This window comes from Streptomyces sp. GDS52 (genome assembly GCF_052246875.1).
Classification (GTDB): Bacteria; Actinomycetota; Actinomycetes; order Streptomycetales; family Streptomycetaceae; genus Streptomyces; species Streptomyces cathayae.
Window position 1 is genome coordinate 250446 of the sequence record NZ_CM125966.1, and the last position, 24349, is coordinate 274794.

Annotated in this window: 27 protein-coding genes and 2 pseudogenes; 8 read left to right on the forward strand and 21 right to left on the reverse strand. The window is 72.1% G+C overall.

Annotated features, from left to right (window positions below; translation table 11 throughout):
* Positions 1–41: 41 nt before the first annotated feature.
* The 11 genes from ACTWJ9_RS01225 to ACTWJ9_RS01275 all read right to left on the reverse strand — a co-directional run bounded on the left by ACTWJ9_RS01225 (position 42) and on the right by ACTWJ9_RS01275 (position 12710).
* Positions 42–1799 (reverse strand): ABC transporter ATP-binding protein, encoded by a 1758-nt coding sequence (locus tag ACTWJ9_RS01225; RefSeq protein WP_443295051.1) that lies wholly within the window; start codon positions 1797–1799, stop codon positions 42–44.
* Positions 1796–3535: an ABC transporter ATP-binding protein/permease gene (locus ACTWJ9_RS01230; RefSeq protein WP_387037637.1), complete on the reverse strand. Its 1740-nt coding sequence runs from the start codon at positions 3533–3535 to the stop codon at positions 1796–1798. Before ACTWJ9_RS01230 ends, ACTWJ9_RS01225 begins: the two co-directional genes overlap by 4 nt.
* Positions 3532–4665, reverse strand: a complete 1134-nt coding sequence (locus tag ACTWJ9_RS01235) for a SagB/ThcOx family dehydrogenase (protein ID WP_279332157.1) — start codon at positions 4663–4665, stop codon at positions 3532–3534. The genes ACTWJ9_RS01230 and ACTWJ9_RS01235 overlap by 4 nt, the downstream gene beginning before the upstream one ends.
* 8 nt (positions 4666–4673) lie before the next feature.
* A complete protein-coding gene (locus tag ACTWJ9_RS01240; protein WP_279332158.1) occupies positions 4674–6053 on the reverse strand; it encodes a YcaO-like family protein in 1380 nt (459 codons plus the stop codon).
* Positions 6050–7531: a CocE/NonD family hydrolase gene (locus ACTWJ9_RS01245; RefSeq protein WP_279332160.1), complete on the reverse strand. Its 1482-nt coding sequence runs from the start codon at positions 7529–7531 to the stop codon at positions 6050–6052. The genes ACTWJ9_RS01240 and ACTWJ9_RS01245 overlap by 4 nt, the downstream gene beginning before the upstream one ends.
* Positions 7528–8382, reverse strand: coding sequence for a hypothetical protein (locus ACTWJ9_RS01250; RefSeq protein WP_387037633.1), 855 nt, complete (start codon positions 8380–8382; stop codon positions 7528–7530). The genes ACTWJ9_RS01245 and ACTWJ9_RS01250 overlap by 4 nt, the downstream gene beginning before the upstream one ends.
* 92 nt (positions 8383–8474) lie before the next feature.
* Positions 8475–8588, reverse strand: coding sequence for a streptamidine family RiPP (amiA, locus tag ACTWJ9_RS01255; RefSeq protein WP_241270818.1), 114 nt, complete (start codon positions 8586–8588; stop codon positions 8475–8477).
* A gap of 57 nt (positions 8589–8645) precedes the next feature.
* Positions 8646–9467, reverse strand: coding sequence for an ABC transporter ATP-binding protein (locus ACTWJ9_RS01260; RefSeq protein WP_279332168.1), 822 nt, complete (start codon positions 9465–9467; stop codon positions 8646–8648).
* A gap of 20 nt (positions 9468–9487) precedes the next feature.
* Entirely contained in the window at positions 9488–10495 is a 1008-nt protein-coding gene (locus ACTWJ9_RS01265; protein ID WP_279332170.1) for a FecCD family ABC transporter permease, read from the reverse strand.
* Positions 10492–11640 carry a FecCD family ABC transporter permease gene (locus tag ACTWJ9_RS01270; protein WP_279332172.1) on the reverse strand — a complete coding sequence of 383 codons (1149 nt, stop codon included), beginning with the start codon at positions 11638–11640 and terminating at the stop codon, positions 10492–10494. Before ACTWJ9_RS01270 ends, ACTWJ9_RS01265 begins: the two co-directional genes overlap by 4 nt.
* A gap of 92 nt (positions 11641–11732) precedes the next feature.
* Positions 11733–12710 carry an ABC transporter substrate-binding protein gene (locus ACTWJ9_RS01275; RefSeq protein WP_279332174.1) on the reverse strand — a complete coding sequence of 326 codons (978 nt, stop codon included), beginning with the start codon at positions 12708–12710 and terminating at the stop codon, positions 11733–11735.
* A gap of 86 nt (positions 12711–12796) precedes the next feature.
* Between ACTWJ9_RS01275 and ACTWJ9_RS01280 the strand changes: the two genes are divergently transcribed.
* The 4 genes from ACTWJ9_RS01280 (at position 12797) to ACTWJ9_RS01295 (ending at position 15527) form a co-directional block, all read left to right on the forward strand.
* The gene (locus tag ACTWJ9_RS01280; RefSeq protein WP_279332176.1) at positions 12797–13996 is read left to right on the forward strand and encodes a hypothetical protein; all 1200 of its coding nucleotides are present in this window, start codon (positions 12797–12799) and stop codon (positions 13994–13996) included.
* A 406-nt stretch (positions 13997–14402) separates the two neighbouring features.
* The gene (locus ACTWJ9_RS01285) at positions 14403–14603 is read left to right on the forward strand and encodes a hypothetical protein (protein ID WP_279332178.1); all 201 of its coding nucleotides are present in this window, start codon (positions 14403–14405) and stop codon (positions 14601–14603) included.
* Positions 14604–14634: 31 nt separating this feature from the next.
* Positions 14635–14976: a hypothetical protein gene (locus tag ACTWJ9_RS01290; protein WP_387037625.1), complete on the forward strand. Its 342-nt coding sequence runs from the start codon at positions 14635–14637 to the stop codon at positions 14974–14976.
* Between the two features lie 182 nt (positions 14977–15158).
* The gene (locus tag ACTWJ9_RS01295; RefSeq protein WP_388708790.1) at positions 15159–15527 is read left to right on the forward strand and encodes an ArsR/SmtB family transcription factor; all 369 of its coding nucleotides are present in this window, start codon (positions 15159–15161) and stop codon (positions 15525–15527) included.
* 592 nt (positions 15528–16119) lie between these two features.
* Here the strand turns inward: ACTWJ9_RS01295 and ACTWJ9_RS01300 are convergent.
* The 8 genes and pseudogenes from ACTWJ9_RS01300 to ACTWJ9_RS01335 all read right to left on the reverse strand — a co-directional run bounded on the left by ACTWJ9_RS01300 (position 16120) and on the right by ACTWJ9_RS01335 (position 21138).
* Positions 16120–16512 (reverse strand): (2Fe-2S) ferredoxin domain-containing protein, encoded by a 393-nt coding sequence (locus ACTWJ9_RS01300; protein WP_387037653.1) that lies wholly within the window; start codon positions 16510–16512, stop codon positions 16120–16122.
* 673 nt (positions 16513–17185) lie between these two features.
* A pseudogene (locus tag ACTWJ9_RS01305) lies at positions 17186–17578 on the reverse strand (transposase); the annotation flags it as partial.
* A complete protein-coding gene (locus ACTWJ9_RS01310; protein WP_387037623.1) occupies positions 17572–17751 on the reverse strand; it encodes a hypothetical protein in 180 nt (59 codons plus the stop codon). The gene ACTWJ9_RS01310 and the pseudogene ACTWJ9_RS01305, both read right to left, overlap by 7 nt.
* An 18-nt stretch (positions 17752–17769) precedes the next feature.
* The gene (locus tag ACTWJ9_RS01315; protein ID WP_279332184.1) at positions 17770–18075 is read right to left on the reverse strand and encodes a sulfurtransferase TusA family protein; all 306 of its coding nucleotides are present in this window, start codon (positions 18073–18075) and stop codon (positions 17770–17772) included.
* A gap of 348 nt (positions 18076–18423) precedes the next feature.
* On the reverse strand, positions 18424–19293 hold the full coding sequence (locus tag ACTWJ9_RS01320; protein WP_387037619.1) for a F510_1955 family glycosylhydrolase: 870 nt from the start codon (positions 19291–19293) through the stop codon (positions 18424–18426).
* Between the two features lie 124 nt (positions 19294–19417).
* The gene (locus ACTWJ9_RS01325; RefSeq protein WP_279332187.1) at positions 19418–20098 is read right to left on the reverse strand and encodes a DUF305 domain-containing protein; all 681 of its coding nucleotides are present in this window, start codon (positions 20096–20098) and stop codon (positions 19418–19420) included.
* Positions 20099–20191: 93 nt separating this feature from the next.
* On the reverse strand, positions 20192–20677 hold the full coding sequence (locus ACTWJ9_RS01330) for a hypothetical protein (protein WP_279332189.1): 486 nt from the start codon (positions 20675–20677) through the stop codon (positions 20192–20194).
* A gap of 212 nt (positions 20678–20889) precedes the next feature.
* Positions 20890–21138 (reverse strand): MerR family DNA-binding transcriptional regulator, encoded by a 249-nt coding sequence (locus tag ACTWJ9_RS01335; protein ID WP_387037616.1) that lies wholly within the window; start codon positions 21136–21138, stop codon positions 20890–20892.
* A gap of 107 nt (positions 21139–21245) precedes the next feature.
* Between ACTWJ9_RS01335 and ACTWJ9_RS01340 the strand changes: the two genes are divergently transcribed.
* Positions 21246–21560 (forward strand): hypothetical protein, encoded by a 315-nt coding sequence (locus tag ACTWJ9_RS01340; RefSeq protein ID WP_279332192.1) that lies wholly within the window; start codon positions 21246–21248, stop codon positions 21558–21560.
* A gap of 42 nt (positions 21561–21602) precedes the next feature.
* On the opposite strand, the gene ACTWJ9_RS01345 is transcribed toward ACTWJ9_RS01340, so the two are convergent.
* On the reverse strand, positions 21603–22178 hold the full coding sequence (locus ACTWJ9_RS01345; RefSeq protein ID WP_279332194.1) for a TetR/AcrR family transcriptional regulator: 576 nt from the start codon (positions 22176–22178) through the stop codon (positions 21603–21605).
* Positions 22179–22255: 77 nt separating this feature from the next.
* Here ACTWJ9_RS01345 and ACTWJ9_RS01350 point away from each other — a divergent pair, with 77 nt between their 5' ends.
* Together ACTWJ9_RS01350 and ACTWJ9_RS01355 are read left to right on the forward strand one after the other, a co-directional pair.
* Positions 22256–22432, forward strand: coding sequence for a hypothetical protein (locus ACTWJ9_RS01350; protein ID WP_279332196.1), 177 nt, complete (start codon positions 22256–22258; stop codon positions 22430–22432).
* Positions 22432–22998, forward strand: coding sequence for a hypothetical protein (locus ACTWJ9_RS01355; RefSeq protein WP_443295052.1), 567 nt, complete (start codon positions 22432–22434; stop codon positions 22996–22998). The genes ACTWJ9_RS01350 and ACTWJ9_RS01355 overlap by 1 nt, the downstream gene beginning before the upstream one ends.
* A gap of 625 nt (positions 22999–23623) precedes the next feature.
* On the opposite strand, the pseudogene ACTWJ9_RS01360 reads toward ACTWJ9_RS01355, so the two are convergent.
* Positions 23624–23704, reverse strand: a pseudogene (locus tag ACTWJ9_RS01360) (hypothetical protein); the annotation flags it as partial.
* A gap of 299 nt (positions 23705–24003) precedes the next feature.
* On the opposite strand from ACTWJ9_RS01360, the gene ACTWJ9_RS01365 reads away from it, so the two are divergent.
* Positions 24004–24297, forward strand: coding sequence for a heavy-metal-associated domain-containing protein (locus ACTWJ9_RS01365; protein ID WP_387041067.1), 294 nt, complete (start codon positions 24004–24006; stop codon positions 24295–24297).
* The last annotated feature ends 52 nt before the right edge of the window (positions 24298–24349 follow it).

The window sequence follows — 24349 nt, forward strand, 5'->3', positions numbered from 1 at the left end:
CTAAGCGTCACTGGTCCGGCTCCCGGGGCGAAGTCCCGTGCTCAGGAGGGGGTGGTGCTGAGGATGCGGTTGAGCGCGCTGCCGGGGCGGCTTGTGAGTTCCTCCCAGGTTCCCTCTTCCGTGATGAGGCCGCCCTCCAGGACTGCGATGCGGTCGGCGCGGCGGATGGTGGCCGGGCGGTGGGCGATGAAGATCGTCGTGCGGCTCTCCTCCTGCAGCACGGTGGCGAGTTCGGCGTCGCCGGTGTTGTCCAGGTGGGCGGTGGACTCGTCGAGCACGAGGACGCGCGGTCCGGCCAGCAGCGCGCGGGCCAGGGCGATGCGGGCCCGCTGACCGCCGGACAGCGTGGCGCCCCGCTCACCGACGGGCGTGTCCAGGGGCGCGATCCGGTCGACGCCGTACAGCCGTGCCGCCTCGGCCAGCACCCGGTCGTCGGCCTCGGGCACGGCGAGCCGCAGGTTCTCGGCGAGGGTGCCGTGGAAGAGGGGGGTGTCCTGTCCCACCAGGACCACCGCCCGCCGCAGTTCCGCGTCGTCCACCTCCCTCACGTCCACGGGCTCGCCGTCGGCGGGCAGCAGCTGGACCTCACCGGCGGACGGGTCCCAGAAGCGGGCCAGCAGGTGGGCACAGGTGGACTTGCCGGCGCCGGAAGCGCCGACGAGGGCGAGTGTCCGGCCGGGGTGGACGGTGAGGTCCACGCCGTCCAGCACGGGCCCGCCGCCGTAGTCGAACCTCACTCGGTGCAGCCGGACGCCCAGTGGTCCGGGAGGCAGGGGACGTGGTGCGGTGGGCGGCGGGGCGAGGGCGGGGGCCTTGACGGCCGCGTCGACGCGAGCGGCGGCGGCGCGAAGGGCCACGGCCTGGCTCAGGGCGCGGGCCGACTCCGCGACCGGGCCGAGGACGGACAGGGCCAGCGCCATCGCGGCCGGGACCCACGCGCCGTGCAGCCGTCCGGAGGTCACGGAATGCGCCGCCGCGGCGACCACGCCGAGGACCGCGACCACGATGAGGAGGTCGCGGACGGCGGCGGCGACGGCCTCCCAGGTGGCCTCGGCACGCTGGGCGTCGCCCACCTGCCGCCCCCGCTCCGCCAGCTTGCGGCGGCGTCCGGCCAGAGCACCGAAGGCAAGCAGTTCGCGCAGCCCGTCGGCGGTCTCCACCGTGTCGGCCGACAACGCGGCCACGGCCGTGCGGGTGCGGCCGCCGCGTACCGTGCGTGCGCGGGCGTCGGCGAAGGGCGCCGCGGCAAGCAGGGCCGCGACCGGCAGCACGGCCACCGGCAGCCACGGCTCCACCAGGGCCAGAAGCACCGATCCGCCGGTGAAGACCGTTCCCGCCGCGAGCAGCTGGGCGGTGGTGTGGGCGTAGAAGAACTCCAGCGCCTCCACGTCGGCCATGGCGGTGGCGGCGAGGTCGCCGCTGCGCCGGCCCGCGACCCGGGCGGGCGCGCTGCGGGCCAGTCCGTCGAAAACACGGACCCGCAGTGCGGCCAGCACCCGGTAGGCCAGGTCGTGCGAGAGGTCCATCTCCCGCCAGGTCGTCAGGGCCCGTACGAGAACGAGGGCGACGAGCGCGGAGACGGTGCCGGCCGCGGGTGCGCGCCCTTCGATGACGGCGGTGCCCACGGTGTGCGCGGCCAGGGTCACCAGCGCGACGAGGGAGCCCTGTTCGAGGAGCGCGGCGGCACAGGTGCGGGCCGTCATGGCGCGGTGTGCCGCGAGGGCGGGCAGCAGGGCCCGCAGCGCGCCCCGCGCGGGGACGTCCGCCCCGGTGGCGGCGGGACCGGTGACGGTGCTCATGCGGCGAGTTCCCCTCGGTGGACGCGGCCGGCCTCGACGAGCCGGGTGTAGACGCCGCCGGCCTCGACCAGGCCAGTGTGGTCGCCGACGGCGTCCACCTGTCCCGCGTCGAGGACGACGATCTGGTCGGCGTGCCGCACGGCCGCGAGCCGGTGGGCGACCACCAGGACGGTCCGCCCGCCGACCGCCTTCAGCAGCTCCCGAACAATGTCCGCCTCGCGCCGCTCGTCGACCGCGCTGGTGGCCTCGTCGAGAACGAGGACCGGGGCGTCGGACAGCAGGGCCCGGGCGAGGGCGAGCCGCTGTCGCTGACCGCCGGAGAGCGTGGCGCCCCGTTCGCCGAGGACTGTGGCGTAGCCGTCCGGGAGGGCGGCGATCTCGTCGTGGATCCCGGCAGCGCGCGCCGTCCGGGTGAGCTCGTCGTCAGTGGCGCTGGGCCGCGCAAGACGCAGGTTGTCGGCGATGGTGGCATGGAACAGGTACGTCTCCTGCGAGACCACGGCGATGCCCTGCCGCAGCGAGTCGAGCGCGCACTCGGTCGTGGGGCGCCCGTCGAGGGTGATCCGCCCTTCCTTCGGGTCGTGATGGCGCAGGAGCAGGGCCAGCAGGGTCGACTTGCCCGCGCCGGACGGCCCGACGATCGCGGTGGTCCGTCCCGCTCGCGCGGTGAAGGAGACACCGTCCAGGGCGGGTGCGGGAGCACCGTCGTAGGTGAACCGGACTTTGTGAAAACGGAGTTCGGGCGGAGTGTGCCAGTGCGCGGGCGCCGTTGCGGTGTCGGGGACCGCCGGCTCGGCCGAGCGCAGGGCCGCCAGCCCGTCGGCGGCCGACACCCCCAGGTAGCCGGCGTGCCATTCCCGGGCGAGGTCGCGGACCGGGCGGAAACACTCGGAGGCCAGCAGCAGCACCAGATAGGTGCCGGCCGCGGTGGTGGATCCGGTGACGGCCGACCAGCACGCCAGGAGCGCTGCGGCGGCGGTGCCGCCCTGAATGGCGAGGTCGGTGATGCCGGTGTCGACCAGGGACACACGCAGTTTGGCGACGGTCGCGCGGTGCAGGGCCGCGGACCGCTCCTCCAGGCGTGCGCGGGTACGTCCGACGGCGCCCGCGGCGCGCAGGGCGGGCATGCCCTGGAGGGCCTCCAGGTAGTCGGCGCCCAGTCCTTCGTAGGTGTCCCAATGCTCCTTTCCGCGGGTGGCGAGGAGCCGGTCCCAGGCGCGCGGGCCCAGCAGGGCCAGGAGCAGGGCGGGGACGAGTCCGAGGAGGGCACGGGGTTCGACCACGGCGAGGACGGCGAGGACCAGGGGTGGTACCGCGAGGGTGACCAGGAGCTGGGGCAGGTAGCGGGAGACGTAGGCGTCGACCCCTTCCACCCCCTCGACCAGGGTGGTGCGGACGGCTCCCGCCCGCGCTGTGGTCAGGTACGCGGGCCCCAGCCGGCCCAGGTGGGCGAGGAGTTCGTCGCGCAGTGCCACCCTGACCCGGGCCCCGGCGCGGGTGGCGGTGCGCCGCTGCCACACGGCGAGACCGGCGCGGCCGGTGACGACGGCGAGCACCGCGGCCAGCAGCCACGGGAGTTGGCCGGTGTCACCGCGGGCCAGGCCGGCGAGCGCGAGGGCCAGCAGCACGGCCTGCGTCAGGTGGGTGAGGGTGACGGCTCCCTGCAAGAGGGCGGCCGCGAGCAGGGGACGCCGTGCGCGCCGTGCGGCGCGGCGCAGCTCGGGGTGGACGATCATGTGGAGTTCTCCTCGTCGGCGTGGCGGGTGCCGAGGGCCAGGGCGTGCACGACCCAGTCACGGCCCGGCGCGGCGCCGAGGGCGGCGCCGAGATCCGCCTGCTGCCAGGAGCCGACGGGCCGGGCCGCCAGCCCGTGGCGCAGGGCTGCGACATGGGCCAGGTGGACGGCGAAGCCGGCTCGCAGGTGGGCGCGGCGGATGTGCGCGGTGTCGGCGTCCGTGGGGCAGCCGTGGGCGAGCAGTGCGGCGCCGGCGTCCGCGAGCCACGCCTGGCCCGCGGCCCAGGCCGCGAGCGTCGGACGGGCCTCGCCGGACGCGTAGCGCCGCAGGGTCGTGCCCTCGGGGGTCAGTTCCATGAGGCCGGGCCGAGGCGGGCCGACCGCGGCGCTCCAGCGCAACAGGCCACCGCCCCCGGCCCGTTCGGCGGTCGCCAGGACTGCCCGCAGTGCATCGCGGGGTGGGAGGCCCGGCAACGGTGGCGGGGTACTGCGGCGCGCCAGCAGGTCGGCCGGGGTGGGCGGGTCCTCAGTCTCTGCAGGGCGCCTCGGGCTCCGCCCGTCGGGCGGTGGGATGCGTACGACGGCCAGGGGGTTCTCGGCGCGTCCGTCCATCCGTACGTCGGATTCGCCCACGCCCAGGACGCGGGCCGCCAGGAGCAACGCCGCGGCGGCGTGCCCGGTGTCCAGCAGCAGGAGAGGCCAGGCCCGATGGCCGTAGTGGGACACCGTGCGCTGTGCGGTGACGGAGAGTGCGGCGGTCACGCCCGGCGGCGTGCCGTCGACGGGCGGGCCGACGTGGTGGACGCGGTGGCGCAGCGGGTCGTAGCCGTAGCGGCCGGGCGGCAGGGAGCAGCCGGTGCCCACGACCAGTTCGGTGTCCACCGGGTGCAGCGCACCGGCGGAGGGGGTGGGCCTGAGGCGTCCGGAGGTGTCCGAGGCCGCCAGGGAAAGACGCAGCAGAGTCCGCAGGTCGAGGTTCGCGGGGCCGGCCTCCGGGATCGGGCGCGGCGAGCCCGCCCAGGCCCGGACGGGTGCTCCGGCGGGTGTGTCGGGGCCGGGGCGCTCCGGGGAGCGGGCCCGGGCGAGGGCGGCGACGAGGCCCGTCGGCGGGTCCTCGCGGTGGTCTTCCACAGCGGTCCTCACATGTGCGGCGGAGGTGCCAGCGTGAAATCCTCCGGCGCGCTCGGCGCGGTCACGCGCCATCCGCGCGCGACGGCGGCCTCGGCAAGGCGCGGGCAGCCGAAGTAGCCGAAGGCGGCGGGCGCGTTGGGCAGCAGTCCGGAGACGAGGACCCGGGCGACGCGCAGCGCGGTCTCCGCCACGTCCTCGGTGGTGAGATCGAAGGTCATGACACGGTGACCGCCCCCGCGCAGCGTGCTCTCCAGCCGCTCCCGACCGCCCGGCTCGACCTCTGCGACGGATACCGTCCCGAGCGCAGGCTCGGTGAACCTCCGGGCCTCGACCGCCATCCGCTCGTCAAGCCACACCTGCACGTGTGCTCCCAGGTCCCGCACGTGCTCGAACTGCTCGCCGCACACGCCGAGGTAGCGGCCGTCGGCCCGGTGCTCCAGGTACAGCCCGCGGGCGAGCAGCCCGGCCTCGACGGCCTGGAACACCCAGCCGTCGGGGTCGGTCAGGCCCTGGGTGAAAACCCAGGTGTGGACGGCTTCCAGGACGGCTTTGCGGGCGGCCTCGGCCGGATCGTACTTGCAGGCGAACCCGGCGGCGTACAGGCCGAGGCGCGGATCGTGGACGAGCGCGGCCATGCAGGGGGCGAACTCCGAGGGCATCTCGACGATGTGGACGTCGAGCGCGGAGCCGGCGAGGTCGTCGGCGAGGCCGGGCACGCTCGCCGGGTCGATGCCCCGGGTCGGGCCGTCCAGGTGCCACCACAGTTCCAGGGCGTCGCGCTCGACGATCTCCATCAGGCCGCGCTCGACAGCGTCGTCGAGGCCCTGTCCGGTGGCGATCCCGGCGTAGTTGAGGTGGTGGGTGCGGGGCAGCTCACGCAGGCCGCCTTGGCGCCAGTTGAGGTGGGTGAGCGAGACGGGTGCCCAGACCTCGGCGTCGGTCCCGTCGGGCAGTCGTTCGGTTCCTCGTGTCCACAGCGCGGGGGTGTCGGCGGTGAGCGGGCGGTAGGGGAACTTCGCGCGGGCGTACTGCCAGGGTGCGTAGGCGGGCAGATCGGCCGGGCCGTACAGGCGCAGGCCCTTGTCCGCCAGTTCGGCGGCGGTGGCGCGCAGGGGTGCGTCCGGGTGGCCGGGCGGCGGAACGCGGTTGCCGCAGTAGCGCTCCATCCCCTCGGCTATCGCGGCGACACGGGCCTGCTCGGGGTCGCCGAAGGTGGTGCCGAGGGAGACCCGGTCGGCGGGCCACAGGCCGTGTCTGCGGGCGTCGGACACCTCGGCCGTGAGCGCGGTGTAGCGGGGCGGGGCGCCCGCGGGGTGCTCGACGGGCTTGACCTTGCGGACGATTCCGCAGACGGGGTCGACGAGCGCTTCCAGCGGCAGAGCCGTCATCGCAGGATCTCCTCGGCGGGGTCGGTGGGGGCGGGACGGGACGGGAGGACGGGCAGGTTCAGCACCACGCTGTCCGGGTCGACCTTCCGCCGGGAGGCGAGCAGCTGTGCGGCCGTCATCGGGTCGTCCCCGGTGTGGGGGTTGCGGGCGTGGGCCGGGAAGTGGTGTCCGGCGATCTCCAGGCGCAGCCGGGTACCGGCCCGGAGCCGACGTGCGAGCCGGCCGAGTCCGACGGTGAACGCGGCTTCCCGGCCGGCCGGTTCGGCACGCCGGACGATACCGACGGCGAGCCGCTCGGCGGTGCCGTCCGGTGGGAGTGCGACGAGCCTGGCGGCCCAGTCGGCGGACGGTGTGTGGGCGATGGCCCGCAGCCGCACACTGACGGGGCCGACGAGGTCGAGCGGACGCGGCGACGGCGGTGTGACCAGCAGGCAGCGGTCGGGCGGGCCATCGGCGGGGACGGTCAGGTCGTCGGACCGAACGGGCCGGGCGGGGTCGGCGGTGAAGGCGGAACCGTACAGCAGGCGCGTGCGGTGGGCACGCGGTACTCCCTCGGTGTTGGCGGGCAGCCATAGGCCGGCGCAGCCGAGCGCCAGTGCGCCGTGGCGGCCGGGGGCGAGGTCGCCGGTCAGGGCGCGGCGGGCCCAGCGCACGTACAGCTCGCCGAGGTTCAGCCGGTGGGCGGGTCCCGCGTCCGGCCCCGGAGCGGCGGTCAGCGGGTGCCCCCAGGGGCCGAGCAGCAGACGCGCCGAGGATCCGCCCCAGGCGCGCCACAGAGCGACGGTCTCCTCGGTGAAGTGGTCGTGGTGGCCGCCCACCGCGAGCAGGGGCGGCCCGGCGTGCGCCGCCCGCGCCACGATGTGCCCGCGGTCGGGCCGGCGCCACAACCCCGCCCACGAGGGCAGGGCGCGTCCCAGCCGCTCGGGCAGAGCGGTCAACGGCAGGTGGGCGAGCAGGCCGGGGTCCTCGGCGAGGGCCTTGTTCAGCGCGCTTTCGTCGGAGTCGCGCCGGTCGCCGTGGGCGGCCCACCATCCGGCGCGGGAGAACAGCCGTTCCACGCCGGACGCCTCGCGGGCTGTCTCCGCCGGGCCGAGGGCGGGCACGGCCGCGATGACGGCGTCCGGCCGGGCGTCCCCGGGCGCGTCGAGGGCGAGGACGAGGGCGCAGTGGGCGGCGTAGGAGGCGCCGGCGGCCACCAGCCGCCCATCGCTCCACGGCTGTTGCCGGATCCAGCGGACGGCCGCTGTTCCGTCCGCGGTCTCGTGCGCGTACGGGTGCCACTCCCCCGGCGACGCGAACCGCCCCCGCACGTCCTGAACGACGGCGGCGAACCCGCGGCGGGCCCAGCCGCGCGCCTCGGCCTCGTGCCGGGTCCGGTCGTAGGGGGTGCGGATCAGGACGGTCGGGAAGCGGCCGTCACCGGTTGGGAGCAGGACGTAGGTGGCGAGTTTCTCCACGGCCGTGCTGAACGCCGTCATCCGTCCTTCTTCGGCATCGGGGCGACGTCGGGCACCGGCAGCACGGGGTGCTCGGTGAGGGTCAGCGTGCGCAGGTCCACCCGTCGCAGTCGGCGCCGGGCCGGGAGGCCGGCCGCGTCGGGGGCGCCGGTGGCCCACTGGCCGAGATCGTCCGCGAGCAGCGCCGCGAGCAGCATGGCGGCGGGCGCGGCGAACCGGACCGGCGCGCCGGAGGTACGCGGTCCGCTCCAGTACGCGGCCAGCTCGCGGTGAGCGGGCGTGGCGGCGAGCCGGCGGGACCGGACGTGCGCCGAGGTGACGTCCCCGGGAGCGGCGGCCACCGGCTCGACGTACACCTGCCAGCCCTCGCGGTGGCAGCGCAGCCACGCGACACCGTGCTCCGGCAGCCGGTCGGCGGCGTCCCACAAGCCGTCCGGCACGGGTCCGTCCAGGCACCAGACGACCGCGGAGGGGTTTCCGTCGAGCAGGTCCTCGATGCCCACCGGTGAGCTGCCGGAGGCGGTCACGGCCGGAGTCGTACGGGGCCGCGCGCCCAGGGCGGCCAGTTGCACGGCGAGCGGTTCGGTCAGGACCGGGTCGCCGAGGATCCTGACATCCTGGCGAGCGGCGGGCCACTCCGGGCCCAACGGCCCTTCCGCCAGATAACCGGCTTCTTCGAACGCCCGGATCACGCGGTCCATCCCCTCGTCCACCAGGGCTGTGGTCCCCCCGGTGAGCAGGGAGAGCAAGGCGTCCTCGTCGACGTTTCCTGTCCTGACACTGAAGAACTCCCCCGCGGGGGTGCGGACGGCAAGCCCTCGCCCTGGCACGGCGACGACCTCGACACCGGGGACGAGTCGGCTACGGGACACGGTGTTCCTCCTGTCGACGGGAGCGGGGACGGGCGTGGGCCCGCCCGGAAGGCATCGGGCGGGCCCACGGTCGAGGGTGGCCAGGCCCTCGCTTACTCCTCGGTGTCCTCGAAGGGGTTCTCGACGAGTGCGTTGGAGTGGGAGGCCGAGTCGTGAGCCAGCTGACCCGGGTCGGCGATCGGCGCGAAGACCTGCTCGTTGTCCATGAACTCTCCTTCATCAGCAGGGAGATACGGCGTTCGGATGAGCGCCGTGACCTCACTCTAATGAATCTGATTTTCATATTCTAGAGCCGCGATGGGGTGATCTGGGTAACACACAGGCCATCCCCCTTCCGGATCCTCACCGACCCGGCCTGCCACCTGCAGCACCTCCGCCAGCAACCCCGGCGTGACGACCCGCTTCGGCGCTCCGTCGGCCACCACACGGCCCTCCCGCAGGGCGACGATCCGCTCGGCGAACCGGGCTGCGTGGGCCAGGTCGTGCAGCACCATCACCACCGTGAGCCCGCGTTCCTCGCGCAGACGTACCACGGTCTGCAGTACGTCGAGCTGGTGGTGCAGATCCAGGTACGTGGTCGGCTCGTCGAGCAGCAGGACCTGGGTGTCCTGCGCGAGCGCCATCGCGAGCCGGACACGTTGCCGCTCGCCGCCGGACAGCGCGTCGACGTCACGGTCGGCCCAGTCCTCCACCCCGACATCACGCAGCGCCCGGCGCACGACGGGGTCGTCGCCCTCGCGCAGCATGCCCAGCGGGCCACGTGCCGCATACCGCCCCTGACGGACGAGATGACGCACTGTCATGCCCGGCACGGCCGGAGCCGACTGGTGCAGCAAGGCTGCCCTCTGGGCCGTGGCGCGTCTTGAAAGCCGCGTGACGTCGTCCTCGCCGAGCAGCACGCGCCCTTCGTCGGGGTGCAGCAGCCCGGCGGCCAGCCGCAGCAGGGTCGACTTGCCGCAGCCGTTCAGGCCGATCAGGGCGGTCAGTTCGCCCGGCCGGACGGTCAGGTCGACGCCCCGCAGCACGGGCCGTCCGGGGTAGCCGAAGTGGACCCCCTCGACGTGGATCCCCACGGACTCGATCATGCTCTGTCCTCAATTCGACGTCAGAACGTACGGCTCGGCGTGCGGCGCACGACGAGCAGCAGCAGCGCGGCGCCGAGGCAGGCGGTGAGCGCCCCGACCGGCACCGTGAGCCGTCCGGAGTCGAGCGCCGTCGCCAGTAGCCGCGAGGACAACTGCGCGGTCGCGTCGGCCCCGCACACCACAACCGCGCCTGTCAGGGCGGCGCCGGGAAGGCTCCGGCGCAGGTCCGCACCGAAGACGGCCACGGCCAGATGCGGGACGAGCAACCCGATGAAGCCCAGCGCGCCGACGGCAGCCACGGCGCCGGCGGTCAGGGCCACCGCGCATATCAGGGCCAGGGTCCGGGCCCGGCGGGCGGAGAGACCGGCGGCGAGGGCGATGTCGTCCCCGCAGCGCAGCAGGGTCAACGGCCCGGCCAGCAGCCAGGCAGCTGTCCCCCAGAGGAGCGCCCACGGCCACAGCAGGTGCCAGTGCTCCCACACCCGGCCCTCCGTAGTGCCCACCAGCCACTGCACGACGCTGCCGAGCTCACCCGGCTCCACGAGCAGCACCATGGCGGTGAGCCCGCCGAGCACCGACGACACCAGCACCCCGTGCACGGCGGTCTGCGCGGGATCTCCGCGACCGCGGCCGGCAAGCAGCCACAGCAGCGCTGCTCCGGCGCACCCGCCCGCGCAGGCGGCGAGGACCACGGCCAGGGGCGAATCCCACCCGGCGAGCCCCAGGGCGGTCGCGGTGACGGCGCCGAGCACCGCCCCCGGGGTCACGCCCGTCACCTCCGGCCCGGCCAGGGGATTACGCAGGGCGGACTGCAGGACCAGCCCCGCCACGGCCAGACAGGCGCCCGCGCCGAGGGCCACCAACAGCCTCGGCAGACGCAGTTGGAACACGATGTGGCGTTCCGTCGCGTCACCGCCACCGTTGAGGACGTCCCAGACCACCCCCGGGGACATGCCGCGCCCGGCCACCACCTCCGCTGCGGCGCATATGACGGCCAGTGCCGCGAGGGCCGTGAAACGCCGGGTCACCGTACGTCCTCCGTTCTGATCGTCCCGAGAGGCGGCGAGGTCGGACCGCCAGGCCCGGGTTCGCCCCGGTGAGCGTGATGCGGTGCCCCGGCGGGAGGTACTTCGTCCGCCACACCCGAAGCCGTCCTCCGCGGCCCGGACAGCTGCTCGCGCACCCCGGCCGAAGCGGCCGGGGTGCGCCAGGCCGCCGCCCGGCGACGGCCACCCGACCGCATCAGTGCGACGCCGGCCGGCACCCCCAGCAGGGCCGTCCACGCACCGGCAGGCGTCTCCACGGGTGCCAACACCAGCCGGGCCGGAACATCGGCGACCACCACGACGACAGCGCCCCAGGCCGCGGACCAGGGGAGCCAGCGCACCGCTCCCGCCGCGGGATCGAACCAGCGGCTCAGATGCGGGGCGAGGAAACCCACCCAGGCGACGGGCCCGCACACGGCCGTCACCGGAGCGATCAGCACCACGGCGACGGCCAGCGCTGCCAGCCGGGCGCGCTGAGCTCTCACACCGAGTGCCTCCGCGTCCTCGTCGCCCAGCCGCAGCACGGACAGCACCGGCGCGCACAGCACGAGTGCGGGCACCGCGACGAGCAGCCACGGCCACAGGCCCGTCACGTCGTCCCACGTCCGGGCGGAGAGGGAGCCGAGCAGGTAGCGGTAGATCAGCTGGAGGTCCAACTGGTCGGCCATGACCATCAGCACGAGCAGCGCGGCCTGCAACGCGGCCGCCACCGCCGCACCGGTCAGCAGCACGGCGGACGGACTGCGGCCGATCCCGGCGACGAGCAACGTGAGCCCGCCACCCAGGGCTGCCCCGCCGATGGCCAGCAGAGGCTGGACGGCGGCGGGCAGCGAGAAGGCCAGCACCAGCGGTGCGGCCACCCCCAGCGCGGCCCCGGACGACACACCCAGCATCTCCGGCACCGCCAGCGGATTGCGCAGCGCCTCCTGGAGCACCAGCCCGGCCGCCCCCAGGCAGGCTCCGGCGACCAACGCCAGCAGCAGCCGGGGCACGCGGAGTTCACTCACGACGATCCCGGCGAGGGTGGTGTCCCCCTCCAGCACAGCGGCGACCAGCCGGTACGGGGGGACGTAGGGGGTACCGAGGCTGAGCGCGCAGACCGAGAAGACAGCCAGCAACACGACCACCAGAAGCGGTTGCCACCTCCGCGCACCGCGCAACGGCCGCTCTCCGCCCGCCGCGGGGCGATCGGCTACGGCGGGCACCGGAAGGGACGTCCTCACCGCAGCGCGGCCGTGGCCTCGTCGAGCACGATGCCCAGCGAACGGGTGCCGCGCCCCTTGGCCCACACCTCTGAGTTCACCTCGTGGACGTCACCGTTCTTCACTGCGGGAATCTTGCCCCAGAGCGGGTTTCCGGCAAGCTTCTCGGACAGTTCGCCCTCCGCGTCGCCGAAGCTCAGCGTCTCGACGAACAGCACGTCGACGTCCTTGGCGAGGATCTCTTCGAGACTGTAACTGCCCTCCACACCGCGGGACTCCCACGGGTAGTCGGCGATCTTGGGGAACAGGCTGGCGGCCACGTCACCTTCGGGCGTCGCGACGCCGAAGTTCTCGTCACTGCCGTAGATGATGAGCGCGGTCTTGTCGCTCGGGGTCTTCTCGGCGGCGGCGAGCTTCGTCCGGAAGATCCTCTCCGCCTTCTCCCCCTGGGCGGTGCGGCCGGTGAGCGCGGCGGTGTCGCGCAGGTAGCCCACGCTGTCCTGCCACGTCTCGGGCTGCATGGCCCAGAACGTGGTCGCTCCCTTCAGCGCCGGGGCGAGCTTGCCGTGGGTGTCCCCGAGGCCGATCACGAGATCGGGCTTGTGGGAGAGGATCGCCTCCACCTCCGGGGCGATGAAGCCGCCGGGGATGATGTCCACCTCCTTGGCCTTCCCCTCCCCCAGGAAGTCCGGGTGGGTGAGCACCGCGCTGTTGGTGGCCGTCGGGACGATGCCCAGTTCGGTCAGGATGTCGTCGCACAGTGCGAACAGGCAGACGATCCGCTCGGGCTCCTTCTGCAAGGAGATCCTGACGCCGTTGGTGTCGGTCAACTCCGTCGACGCCTTGATGGGTTCGACGGTCACCTCCGTCTTCGCCGCGGGCTTGGCCTTGTCGTTCGCGGACTCTTCGGAGGACGAGCCGCAGCCGACCAGGAGCGAACCCACCGCCGCTGCGGTGAGCCAACTGCGAACGAATCTCGACGGTGAGCGCAGCATCGATGCCCTCGCTTCTTTTTCAGGTACCGGAAACGCACTGAAGATACATGATAATCGTTTTCACTAGATCGGTTTCTGGAGGACTCATGCCCGCTGCCACACCCGCCCTGCTCGTCTCCGACCATGTGGCCGGAGCCGTACACCTGCTGACCGTGCCCGACGGTGCCGTAGCAGGACGCCTCACCGGCCGTCACCTTTCGGAGCACGCCGGATTCCTGGCGCTGCCGGGTGGGCGGGTGGCCTGCGTCGACGACCGCCGCGGGGAACTGCTGGTGCTCAACCCCTACGCCGAGGAACTCGTGGAACGCGCGGTTCCGGTCGCCGTGCCGGCCGAGCACCTCGCCTGCGACCCGTCCGGCCGCCGACTGGCCGTCACCACCGGCCTCGGCAAGAACAGCGAACCGTGGTCGGACCTGCTGACGGTCCTCGACCTGGCCACCGGAGAGGCCGCACGGGTGCGGACGCGCGTCGGCGAACCGGGCGTAACCGTGCTGGGCGAGACCGACCCTCTGGTCGTACTGCGGCACCGGGAGCCCGGGGCGCTGGCCGTCCACCGGTTCGCCGACCTCCTCGCGGCTCCGCCTGGCTGTCCCCTGGTCACGCCTCACGCGCTCCTGCCGCTGCCGGACGACGGACACGGGGACGCACAGGCACCCGGCTCGGAGCAGGTGTTCGCGGCCACGAGCCAGGGAGTGCACCGGGCCCGCAGAAAGGGCGACATCCTCGCTGCCGAGGCGGTCATTCCGTGGGGATCGCCCGCCCGGGGCTGGTACCTCCGGCTCGACACCCGGCGTCAGGCACTGTGGACCACGCTGCGCGGCGGTGACCCGGACCCGCTGCGCTGGCCGGAGTGGACCAACCAGGCATGGCACCACGAGCTGGGAACCGGCCGGACGCTGCTCACGGACCTCGGTGCCGGGCTCGTCTTCCGGCTGGCCCTCGCCCGGCGCCACACCGCCTTCACCCGTGTCCATCCCGACGGCGACGAGTTGGTCCTGCTCGGCGCCGACGGCGCCGCCCGCCGCTGCCTCCTGCCCGGTATGGACGGTGCTCCACGTCGCGGCGGCACCCCCTGGGAGGGCGTCCAACGTCGCGCGGTGGCCGCCTCACCGGGCTCCGACTGGATCGCCGTCACCCGGGGCGGCCACGGCGAGGTGCACATCTTCGACGCGGAGACCGGCCACGAGGCGGCGCGTCCGCGGCTGAGCACACCGCTGCATCACGGCGGCCACCTGACACTACGCGCCCGGAACGACGGTGCCGACGGTGATCCCGTGGGTCGGTGACGGGACGTGTGGGCGCGCGCGGGGTCTGCCGCGACGAGCCCCTCGGCGAACGCGTACGCGTCGATGGCGAGGGAGTCACCGCCCGTCGGCGCGGCCCTGGCACGCTGGACCAACACGTGGTCCGCATCGGGACGGCGGCGTCGGTGGGGTGCGCCTACGGCAACGATGCGAAGCTGTCCGCGTGCACGTGGACCCGTCCGCCGTCGGTGGACGTGCGCACGCAGTGCGGGTACAGCTCGTGCGGGCTCCGATGAGAGCCCGAACGCCGTCCAACCCGGCAACGGAAGGGGCAACGGCTCCTCCAACGACACGGGCGAAACAGACACGGAGACGACCGTTCATCCGGCACCGGAGCGGCCGGTGATGATGCGCCCCGGCCCGCGGTTCCTCAGACAGCGACGGCTCGATGGCCCGCATCACCACCGACGACGCCCCGGTGACACTCACAGCGCGCGACGACCTGGCCGCCGGCGCCGAGGGCACCGTCAAGGTGCTCGACGCCTCGATGGGTGCCGAGATGCGGGCACTCGACCTGCCCGACGGGGCGCTGCGTACCGAACTCGCCGCGGGTGCAGGTAACTTGACGGTCTCCGGCCCGATGGGGTAATCTCTTGTGGCGCAAGGACGGGCATACGACCGTGCGCGAGTCCGGTGCCTGGTCGGCAGCAGCAGCGTGGGCCGATCACGAACGGGTGGCGGTCGCCTCCGGCCGCCACGCGCTCGCCCTGGACACGGACGGCGCCGAGTTGTGGCGGACCGAGTCCGCCGCGTCAACCGTCACCGACCTGGCCTGGATGCGGCAGGGGAGGCGTCTGGCCGTGGCAGCGCACGGGGCCGTTCGCTGCCAAGAACGGCACACCCGCAAGCCGGTGGCCACCTACCCCTACGTCGGCTCGCACCTGGCATTGGCTGGCGCACCGACCGGCAAGTGGATCTGCAGCGGCAACCCGCGCAAGCACCCTGACACCGACCACAACTGACAACTCGACCGGCTACGCGCCGCAGCCGTCGGCTCGGGCCGGCAGCTCGCCGTCCGCACGATGGACTGCCCTGGCCCCTGCGACCAGGGCAGCATCATCGTCGTCCAGCCCTCCACCGCCGGCCGCCGTGCCGGAGCCCGCGCCGTGTGGATCGGTTTCGCCGCCCCGAGAGGCACGGGCCCGTGCACGCCGGTGAATCCCTGCGAGCCACGGGCGGCCGCGGCATCATCGCGGCCGCCCGCCTTGATGAAACCACCGCGACGTCCGTCGCTGCCACGATCCAGGCCCTGGCCGCCCCCTCCCGGCTACTGATCCTCACCACCCTGCGGCACGCGCCATGCTCCGTCGGCGACCTCGCCGCCGCCGTCGGCATGGAACAGTCCGCCGTCTCCCACCAGCTGCGCCTGCTGAGCACCCTGGGCCTGGACACCGGCCGGCGCGACGGGCGCCGCATCGTCCACACCCTCTACGACAACCACGTCGCCGCGCTCCTCGACCAGGCCGTCCACCACATCGAGCACCTGCGCCTCGGCATGCGTGACATCGATTGAGCCGACATAGCCGGCTTCCGGAGCGAAGTCCTGCCCGGGAGCGCGTGGGACGCCGGGCGGATCCCCAGTACTGACCGCCCAGGGCTTGGTGTGGGTCCCCGATGGGCTCCCTCCACATATCGCATTGGAGAAAACCGCTTCCAACAGTGGTTGGCGTCGTGGTACTCGAAGTGCATCCACAGCCTCGGGGAAGAAGCGTTGGAGACCAATCACGTCGTGCTCGCCCCCGCACGAAGGACGAGGCCGAGCAGGTTCCCGGCCCTGCCGGACTGGGGGATCGCCCGCGGCCGGACCATCCCCGATCCCGGGCTGTCCAATCTCAACGGAGCCCCTGTTGTCGTTCCGAACTCTGGCTCCGCCCACCAGGCACCGCGCACGCCGAAGAGGCGGCACCCTTGCGGCGGAGCACACACGCGTGCTCATCCACCGCTTGGCCCCGCCCGAGCGGCGGACGTCCGCGTTCGCCGCCCAGTTCTCACACTCCCACGGCTGCTGACATACCGCCTGGCCGGCCGGCGCAACGCGACTGCGGGTCTCCAGCGGCCGTGATCGCTCTGGGCGCGATCCACTGACAACGACAGCCGTGTGCTTCTCAGCCCTCGACGGTCCGTCGTACGCGTCGGGACGGGCCGAACTCGTACAGGCCTACAACGTCCGGCGGTTCGGCGAGGCCCGGCCCGCCGGAACGCACCCACGCCACGATGTCGCCCGTCACGTCAGGGTCGTTGACCAGGCCCAGCGAGACCGGCCGCCCGCCTGCGGCCCGCCCGGGCGAAGACGGCTGTACGACGATGACGTTGGCCTGCTCGCACGCGTCGAGACAGTTCACCGCCCGGACCTGGGCCACCGCCCCCAGTTCGGCCCTGGGCATGGCGAGTTGGGCGGAGTGATCGGTGCCGGGAACCTTGGCCGTGCCGCAGCAACACCCCCGGCACACGGTCACCGTGCACTTCTTCTCCGCATAGACCTGCGTCAAGCGTTCAATCGCGTCATCCTGCGTGCCGAACCCGCCCTCCTCAACCTGCTTCCCCAGACCGTTGCGGAAACGGATCGTGTACGGATGCGGGCACCGGGCCGACCTGGCACAGCCGCAGTCCTTGAAGAACGACCCCATACCGCGGGCGAGCTGACGAGCCACGTGACGCACCTTCCGAGCGGGAGCCGGGCATCTGCGCTTCCAGGCACCGCGCCGCGGCGGTCACCAGGTCAGCAAGCCAGGACGCCCTCGCACCCGATGCTGACCATTTGCTGACCTGAGCGGCCCCGCTACGCCTCTGAACCGCACAAACGCCCGCATGCTAGATCTTGGCCTTGAACAGAGTACGCAGCATTTGGGACTCCTGGAAGACGGCTCCCTGCCAGCTTTCTGCAGGTCAAGGGCGTTCTTCACTCTACACTGGCGCGCGTCGGACTCGAAGATCTCGAAGAACATCGGTTCACTCCGGAGAGATGGCTCCCGGCCTGCGCTTCCGTGCGAGCCAGGCTGCTGTGACGCCGCCGGCCAATCGCCTGTTCGGACAACCGTCTCGGAATGTGCGGGGACTGATGCTGATCAGATGCTGACTTACCTGACGACACATCAGGCACATGAGGGGGCACAGGACGACTCGCTTCCCCCCGGGAGCACCCGAAGCTTCCTCGCCGTGCTCAAGGGTGGTTTCCAGCGGCCCGTTCTGCCACTCGGCCATGCCGTCCATGACCTTGTCGGTGATGGTGGAGATGGTCTGCTTGGACACCTCGGCGCCGTACACCTCGGCGAGATGAGCCGATATCTCGCCGTGCGTGAGTCCCTTCGCGGACAGGGACAGCACCATTTCATCCACCCCGGTCAGGCGCCGCTGCCGCTTCTTGACGATCTGCGGCTCGAAGCTGCCGGCGGTGTCCCGGGGCACCTTGACCTCGACCGAGCCGACGCCAGTCAGCACGGTCTTCGCCCGGGTGCCGTTGCGGCTGCTGCCGTTGTTCTTCCCCGCCGGATCGTGCTTCTCGTAGCCGAGGTGATCGGTGATCTCACCCTCCAGGGCCGACTCCAGCACCCGCTTGGTCAGCATCTGCTGGGGGTTGCCCCCTGCAGGGACAGTCCGCCCTCGCCGGTCGGCTGCAGCCCCTCACTGCGGGCCCGGTCGACCAGCATCGCGACGAGTTGCTCGTCCGACGCAGCCGACGGCATCGCACCACCGACCGGCTCCTTCACGGACTCATGCTCGATCGTCGTCTCGCTCACTTGGCGTCTCTTCCTTGATCAGCAGATCCGCCGTTGTTTAGACACTCCCCCCTGCCAAATTCTTGTGTTCAGCGACTGGTGCCAGGGGGCATGGGGTCGGGTCCCCGTCGGCTTGGCGGTGAAGCGGAGGGCGTAGACGTCCCGGTCATGGTCGGGAACGGGGCCGAGGTAGTCGTGGCCGGTCTTGTAACACCAAGCGGGCAGGTCGAGCGGGTCGGCAGGGTCGGTGGCGATGACGTGGACGACGGTGCCCGGCTCGGTGCCGTCGATCTCCTTGCGCAGGCGCATCAGGAGGGTGACGCAGAGCAAGCCGATGCCCGTCAACTGTCATGCTCAGCGCGAGGGTGTCGGGGTTCATGGGACTCATCGGCGGTACGCGGTGCCGGAGACGAGGCCGAAGTTCCAGCTGTCATCGCGCTGATGAGCTCCCTGCAATCAACCCCCGCTGCTCAGGGGTGTGACGCTCGGCCCTTCTCTGAGCCAGGTGCGGACTGTGCCGCGCAGCACGGCCAGGTTCTGGGCGACTTGGAAGGTTTGTCGCATACCCAGGCTGCACGCGGGCGCCGCAGCACCCGCGTGCAGCACTTCACTCTGGCTGCTGACCTGTCTCGCTGCTGTCGAAACGGGGCACGCTCAGCAGTCAGGTCGACACGGCAATCAAGATCGCTATGGTCAGTGACCGCCCGTCGACGTGACGTCCATTCGCTTGGTGAAGGTCTTGCCACCGTTCTTCGACTCGTAGACGCCGTCCTGTGTGGCCACCAGGACTCGCTCGGCGTCGACCGCGGTCAGCGCCTGCGGCTGGCCACCGGGGGCTGTACCCAGTTTCTTCCAGGTGTCCCCGGAGTCCGCGCTGCGATGGAGCGCTCCCGAGCCGTCGATTCCGTACAACGTGTCCGGCGCGCCCCAGGAGACGAAGTAGAGCACTGGCTCGGCACCGTCGGCAAAGGTCTTGCCGCCGTCGGTGCTCTTCGCCACGCCCGCTTCGGTGGTGGCAAGAAGCATCTGCGTGTCATCGGGGTTGACGGCGATGTCGAGGGCCGACAGTGTCGCGCGATCCTGCCACTTCACGCCGTCCTTACTGACCCGCACCTTGCCGTTCGTGCTGTCGTAGCCGTAGATGGTGCCGTCGGCGTACTCGAGCGCGTGGAAGTCGACCTCGCCGGACAACGACTTGGTCTTCCACGTCTTGCCTGCGTCGGTGCTCTCGACCAGTCCCTTGTTCGCGGGGCCCTCGGCATCGGGCGCCGGGTGTCCGCTGGCCAGGAACGTCTTGGCCTTGGCGACCGTGAAGCCCATGTAATCGTCGCGGCTGTCGCCGACCCGCTGCGGCTCGTTGTTCTCGTCCGGTGTGAAGACGCCTTCGTGGGTGGCGACGTACAGCCGGTCGTCGGCGGGGTCGATGCCGACTCCGTGGATGTGGCTGACCGTCGAAGAGGGCGATGTCTGAGCCTCTCCGGAGCCGCCGCCGTCCCCGGAACAGGCCGTCAGGGTGAGCGCGAGGGCCGCAGAAGCGGCGATGGTGAAGTACTGCTTCCTCATGGTGTCCTGTCAAGTTCGTGCAGGCCAGGCGGAAGGACGCACCGGGCCAGGTGGGAGGGGCGGATGCCGTCACGGCCTCGGTGGGACTCGCGACGGCATCCGCGGGGTGTGGGTCGGATCAGGATCAGAGCCTGTCGAGGATCTTCTGCAACTGCTCGATCTCGACGGACTGGTTCTTCACCACGTCACCGGCGAGCTTCTTCGCTGTGGCGTTCCTGCCGTCCGCCTGCTCGTCCTCAGCCATCTCGACCGCACCCTTGTGGTGGTCGATCATCAGCTGGGCGAACATCCGGTCGAACTCGGTGTCCTTGGCCGCCTTGAGCTTCTCCATGTCCTCGTCGGACATCATCCCGGCCATCCCCGAGTGGTCCATCCCGCCGGAACCATGGTCCATTCCGGGCATGCTCTCTTCGGCCGACTCCGGCTTGCCCCACGCCTTGAGCCAGGACTTCATGGTCTGGATCTCAGGATCCTGGGCCTTCTCGATCTCCTCGGCCAGAGTCTTGATCTCCGCGTCGGAGGCACGGCCGTCCGCGAGCTTCGCCATCTCCAGGGCCTGCTCGTGGTGGGGGATCATCATCTGCGCGAACATGACGTCGGCGTCGTTGAAGGCGCCCGGCGCCGGGTTCTCGCCCGCGTTCCGGGCGTTCTGGGTGGCGGACACGGAGCTCTCGCCTCCGCGGTCCGCGCCCTTCGTGTCGTTTCCGCCGCAGGCGGTGAGCAGCAGTCCTCCCGCCGCGACGACGCTGACGAGCGCGACCCGGCGGCGGTTCGAGCGGCCGAGGGCACGCTTGTAGACGATCATGTGAAAGACACCTCGTATGGTCGGTCAGGTTTGCGGATTTCGTGGCACGAGCGGGAACGCGAGCGCACTGATACGCCCGCGTGACCCGGGGGCCTATATCCGCAGGACCGACAACTGAGCGAGGACTGTTCTGGGCAGCAGCGGATCGGGCCGCGCCGGCGCTACGGCCCGCCCGGGAAGGCCGACTGCCCAGTCAATGCGGCCGATCAGCGCTGCGTACAGCAGAGCGGCGAACGCCCAGGTGCCGAGGACTGCCACGCAGAGCGCGGTCATGTCCATCCCCATCCCCGCGGGATGGGGGTCCACCGACTGCGGCGGGCTCGCGATGGCGCTTGAAGCGTGCGGCGGCAGCCCCGATGACGGACTGCTCTCGGCGGAGTCGTGCTCCACTGCTGGGGCCGGCACGTCGATGTGCGCCGATTCCGCGGCGGTGGTGTGGCCGACGCCACTCATCCCAGAGCCTGAGGCATCTTCCGGATGCCCCAGGGTGTGCATGACGAAGACACCGAGTGCGAGCACGACAACCAGCAGGAGGTGCACCAGGGCACCGCCTGCTCGCAGTCGTCTGCTCGCGTCCATGTGGCACCTCCGCCCTCGACCCTACCGAAGCCGTGGCGGACCCGTCGGGAGAGGTGGGCCGTACAAGGTCCGGCACCGGCTGAGCCAGATGTCGTCTGCGCCGCAGGTGGCCGGGCCGGTGGTCGCGGCGCGGCCCACGAGGGCGCGCAGCGCTTCGCGGGTGGTGACGAGTTCGGCCAGGTGCCGGTCGATGTCGTCCAGGTGTGCGGGGATCAGTTCGGTGACGTGGGTTCAGGGTGCATGGCCGTCGTCGCGCTGGGCGAGGATCGAGCGGATCTCGGCGAGTGTGAGGCCCGCGCGCCGGCGTCGCGGACGAACGAGAACCGGGTGACGGTGTGGTCGGGGCAGCCACGGTAGCCGCCCGGGGTGCGGGGTGGCGCAGGCAATAGACCACTGTCCCCGTGGAAGCGAATGGTCTTGGTCGTCAGCCCGGTGCGGGCAGCGAGGTCGCCGGTGCGCATATCTCCAGGCCGGCCCTTGACCTTCCTGTGCACTGGGACCTTCCTGTGCACTGGAAGGTCTACCGTCGGGTGTGGAGATCGAGCAGTGGGCCGGGAGGACGAGGCGGATGCGGATCACGGTACTCACGGTGGCGGACTGCCCGAACGCACGACCCGCGCTGGAGCGGGTGACCGCCGCGCTGGGCGGACGAGCAGCTCGGGTGGAGCTGCTCGAGGTGTCCGATGAGGCGGAGGCCGCCCGGCTGGGCATGTACGGGTCTCCGACGATCCTGGTCGACGGCACCGACCCGTTCGCGCCACCCGGTGCCGCGCCCAGCCTGTCGTGCCGTCTGTACCGGAACGCCGACGGCACCGTGTCCGGCGTGCCGGACGAGATCGCCCTGCGCCAGGCCCTTGCCGGGGCGGCGGCGCCCGGACCTTAACCCGCGTGACGAGATCACCTGCGCAGAGGCGCCGAGCGAGCGTCAGCCCTGAGGACGCAGACCCGTCAGGGTGACAGCTACGAGTCGCCGTACCGCGGCCTTGGACGGCAGCTCTCCCGCCCCGGCCAGTGCGTGCAGGCAGTACCCCGTCAGCTCGTCCGGCGTGACATCGTCCCGGACCTCGCCCGCCTGGACTCCCTCGGCCAGCAGGCCCCTGACGAAGTGGCGCAGATGCTGCTCGGCGTGGGCCGCATGGCCCCCGCGATGCAGGAGTGCCGAGAGTTCCGCCCCGTGGCCGTGCCGCTGCTGCTGGATGAACGCGTAGCGTTCCAGCACCGCCGCCAGCCGTGCGCCAGGGGTGTCGGAGCGGCCCCTGAGGTCGGCGAGTTCGTCGAGGTGGCCGGCGATCTGGCGTTCATGCCATGCAGCCATGATCGACTCGACGTCCGGGAAGTACTTGTACAACGTGGCCCGTCCGATGCCGCTGCGCTCGGCGATCCGCGACATCGTCACGCCCCGCAGCCCCTGCTCGGCCACGAGTTCGGCCGTGGTCTCCAGCACCGTGTCGCGTACGGCGCGGCGATGCTCTTCGATCGTCTCGTTCCACAGCTTCGGCACCCCAGCAGTGTACGTGACGACGGTGTCCATACATAGTGACTTGACGCAGACACTGTGTATCGATAAATCTTGTCGACATGGAAGAAGAGACACAGCCCACTCCAGGTGCGCGGAGCAGCCGCGCGGCACCACCCGGCACCCCACGCTGGGTGAAGGTCTCCGGGGCTGTCGCCCTGGCAGTGATCGCCCTGCTCCTCGCCCTGCACCTCACCGGCAGCGGCATGGGGCCCGGTATGCACGGCGGTAGCGGCTGATGGCGATGCCGCCCGCCCTGCGCAAAATCGCCCTCACCGCGCACATCGCGTCCTCGGTCGGCTGGCTCGGCTCGGTCGCCGCCTTCCTGGTGCTGGCCGTCGCCGGCCTGACCGGCCAGGACGCCCAGCGGGTCCGTGGGGCATACCTCGCCATGGAACTGACCGGCTGGTACGTGATCGTTCCCCTGGCGCTCGCCTCACTGCTGACCGGGCTCGTCCAGTCGCTGGGTACGCCGTGGGGGCTGCTGCGCCACTACTGGGTGCTGGCGAAGCTCGTACTGACCGTCGTGGCCACGTTCCTGCTCCTGCTGCACATGCAGGTGGTCGACCACATGGCGGGCGCCGCGGCGCGGGCGAACCTGTCCGGCGGCGACCTCAGCCACATGAGGTCCCCACTCGTGTTCGACGCCGCTGCGGCCGTGGCGGTGCTGCTCACGACCACGGCCCTCTCGGTCTACAAACCGCGCGGCCTCACCCGGCACGGATGGCGGGTGCGGAACGAGGGGCGAACCGATCGGGCGGGTGGCGCCACCGGATCCATGGCGGTGCCACCGGCGCGCGCTTGACCCACCCACCCGTGGTCCGACCCGGCTCGGCGCCAGCGGCCCGGCACAGTCCGTTCTCAGGTGGGGTACCAGCGGTCGAGATGAGCGCGCAGGCCCTTCCACCTGCACACCCCGTGCCACGTACCCGAAGTATCCGTCGGGGCGAACCAGGCCGTGGGAGACGTGTGGCCACCGGCTCTGCGCACCGAGCCGGTGGACGGTGAGCGGGTCCTCCCGGCCGCGGGTGACCGGGGCGAGACGCCCGCCCGGCCAGAGGTGAGGCGGCCCCGCCCGGCAATAGGTGATATCCCGGTCCGGTCGTTCTCGACCGGAGGCCGCGCGGCAGATCAGGCAGCCGGTCCCCCGCCTTCGGCCCCCGGTCTCGACTTCGCCCACCCGGGGCACCCCCATCGGGATGAACGCGGACCCGTGCTGGAGGCGGGACTGCGCCGGTAGTGGATGTCCGGCTCCGAGACCGTACGGAAGACGCGCCCGCTGTCGCCATGCCCCATACCGCCGGACGGCGAGCTGCCGCCGGGGCCGCGTGTCCGCCCGTGTGCGTCTCGTCCATGCCGTGCCTGATCTCGACGAAGACCTCGTCGGGGGCGCCGGTGACGCCGTCGATCCGGTCGTCGAGGAGGGCAACTCATTCGTCGTCGTAGGCGAGGGCCTCCTTGGGGTCCTCGACGGTCAGGGGTGCGTGCAGGCCCCGGCCGCGCTGGACGCCGACATGCGGGTGGAAGAAGTAGGTACCGGGGGCATCGACGGTGAAGCCCCCGGTCCCCTTGGTGGCTTAGCCCAGTGGCAGCCCGAACGGTCTCTGCCCACACCGCTCGCGGTGATCGCGAAGGTTCGCCGAAAGGGAAGGCCGGGGCGGTCGGCCCGCATGCCTGCCTGCCCTGCTTCTGACAGCACCACACCGAGGGGATACCCCCAGGGGGTATACTGTTGCCGTGGGTCGAGAGGGGCCGGCAACCACGCCTCTCCCGTCGACGCCCCACGCATCCGCACTTCGAGGGAGGAGCCTTGACCACCGAGACGAACTCCGGCTCCTGCTGCGGCACCGGTTCCCGCGGCTCCGACGACACGATCACCGTCCAGGGCGCTGATGTCACCACCGTCTACAAGGTGTCCGGTATGACCTGCGGCCACTGCGAGGGCGCGGTCTCGAAGGAGATATCGACCCTGGAGGGCGTGACCGCGGTCCAGGCCGTCGCCAAGACCGGCGAGGTGACCGTCACGTCCGCCGCCCCGCTCGACGAGGGGACCGTGCGCGCTGCCGTCGACGAGGTCGGCTACGAACTCGTCGGCCGCGTCTGAGTGGTCTGCCGGACTTCCGGGCCCGGCAGCACGAATTCCCTCCCGTGCCGGG